Raw genomic sequence first — 2,267 nt, 5'->3', positions numbered from 1 at the left:
GCCCAAGGACTAGATACTGGCCTCTTTGCTCCAAGAGTTACCAGGTTAGGAGTTTCACCTAACTAAATCAACTGCACCGAACTGGCGCACCATAAATATCCTCCTAGCTACAGAAATCTTTCATACTGCTTTCGCTATCCATTCTTTTTTCAAGATAATTCAATAAGAAAGAAGCAAGTGTTGTTAAAATTAAATATAAAACTGCTGAAACCATAAACGTTTCAATATAACGATAGTTACTTCCTGCTACAGATGTTGTCTGGAAATACAATTCCGTTACCGTAATAACATTCAACATTGAACTATCCTTAATATTTACAATCAATTGGTTTCCAATAGAAGGAAATGAATTTTTAATGGCCTGAGGAAATACAACATACATCAAAGTTTGCGTCGTTGTCATACCTAAAGACATCGCAGCTTCATTTTGCCCTTTATCCACAGACTGAATTCCAGAACGAATAATTTCAGCCATATAAGCGCCTGTATTGATTGAAATAATAATCAAACCTGCTGTAATCGGAGTCCATCCAATCACAGGTTTACCTAAATAGTAAATAAACATAGCTTGAACCATCATTGGTGTACCTCTGAACACCCAAATATACAATCCCGTAATGATTCTACCTATTCTTTTTAAAACTTTAATACCCATTGAATCATATTCGTTGATCTCAATCGCACGAATGCCGCCGACTAATAAGCCGACGACAAATCCTGCAAACGTACCAACAAATGCGAACAACAAGGTCATCTCAATTCCATATTGGAAAAGAGGTAGATTATGAACAAATATGTTCCAAGCTTTCGCAAAATCAATACGCATAATTAATCCTCTGTTGGTTGGTTTTCTACTGCATGTTCCATCATTTCTTCACGTTCTTCATCACTAATACTATCTAATGCTTTTTGAACTTTTTTGAAGAATTCAGAATCACGAGAACCTTCTTTTAATGCGATTGAAACAGTTGTATCACAATCAAAACCATGTCCATCTGCAAATTGAACGACTGTTAAGTCAGGGTTTGCTTCTACAACACCTTTGGCAACTGCCATTTCAGCAGTAATTCCATCCACTTCGTGTTGTTGTAAAGCCAATACCATTTCTGGATAAGTAGCCTTTGGTGTTACGTGATTTACACCTTTGATTTGATCAATGACTGAATCATAGTTTGTTGATTTTTGACCAACAATATTTTTACCTGTAAATTGTTGAATATCAGTATATCCAGCTTCTTCACTATCTTTACGAACAATCATGATCATTCCCTTTGAATCATAATATGGAGTTGTAAAGTCAGCCCCTTCTTCACGATCTTTATCTTTAGTCATACCAGCGATAATCGCATCGATTTCATCACCCTCTAAAGCTGGAATCAATCCATCCCATGCAGTTTTCTTAATAACTAATTTTTTTCCTAATTTTTTCGCAATCTTTTTTGCGATTTGAACATCATATCCATCCGCATATCCAGATTTTCCTAATTTTACAGAAGTATCTGTTTTTTCAGATGTTTGCCAGTTAAATGGAGCATATCCACATTCCATTCCTACTACAAATGTGTCTTTATCTTCTGATGTTGTAGCTGTGTTTGATCCACATCCTGTTAGTGCAAAAGCACATACCATGGCAGATGCCATTAATTTTTTAAAGTTCATATTTCTTTTTCTCCTTCTCTAATCGGCAAAGAATAGAAAAAAGCTATGCGGCATACCACATAGCTAAAAAACAATCTCATTAACTATAAGATAACGCCTCTTCCTGACGAAGGAGTGTTATAAGTATTCCTTATAACCCCAAGAAACAAAATTGCCATTTTATCTCTTTCGGCATTGGTTACCTTTCAAACACTTCACAGTCTGCCAACTCCATGCTTTACTCTGATGCAATGCTGCCTCTATCTTTACTCGATTTACTTTATAGTGCATATTATACTCGTCATATACATAGTGTCAAGAAAGAATTTGCAAATTTTCATAAAACTGTAAATATTTTCATCATTCTTTAAGCTTCTTTTAAGTTTTTAAGACTATTCTATAGACAGAAATAAACAGGTATCAACCCAATACATATAACCCTTTCCTAAATAACTTATTCTGTTTATTTCATATATTCCTATTTCTTGGTGAGTCATAATAATAGACTCACCCTTTTTTTTGAACAAGAAAAAAAGAAAAGAACAAATCTTTTCTCCAGACTGTTGACAAAGTGACTGTCGACAGTCTTTTTAAAATCTGATAGAATATCTGTGGCAGAAACGTACTTC

Annotated in this window: 2 protein-coding genes and 1 riboswitch; both genes read right to left on the bottom strand. The window is 34.7% G+C overall.

Annotated elements, in window-relative coordinates:
• Nucleotides 1-103 precede the first annotated feature (103 nt).
• Entirely contained in the window at nucleotides 104-826 is a 723-nt protein-coding gene (locus tag ACZQCL_RS08885; protein WP_227991272.1) for an amino acid ABC transporter permease, read from the bottom strand.
• Nucleotides 827-828: 2 nt separating this feature from the next.
• Nucleotides 829-1,659: a transporter substrate-binding domain-containing protein gene (locus ACZQCL_RS08880; protein ID WP_117572321.1), complete on the bottom strand. Its 831-nt coding sequence runs from the start codon at nucleotides 1,657-1,659 to the stop codon at nucleotides 829-831.
• A gap of 83 nt (nucleotides 1,660-1,742) precedes the next feature.
• A riboswitch (Lysine riboswitch) is annotated at nucleotides 1,743-1,909 on the bottom strand.
• Between the last annotated feature and the right edge of the window lie 358 nt (nucleotides 1,910-2,267).

Source organism: Holdemanella sp., assembly GCF_056804935.1.
Note: the sequence above shows the minus strand (reverse complement) of the source record. Positions and strands in the feature narration are given on the sequence as shown.

Excerpts from the sequence above, each read along its gene's own strand:
- ACZQCL_RS08880 (WP_117572321.1), bottom strand. The coding sequence starts at position 1,659 with ATGAACTTTAAAAAATTAATGGCATCTGCCATGGTATGTGCTTTTGCA.
- ACZQCL_RS08885 (WP_227991272.1), bottom strand. The coding sequence starts at position 826 with ATGCGTATTGATTTTGCGAAAGCTTGGAACATATTTGTTCATAATCTA.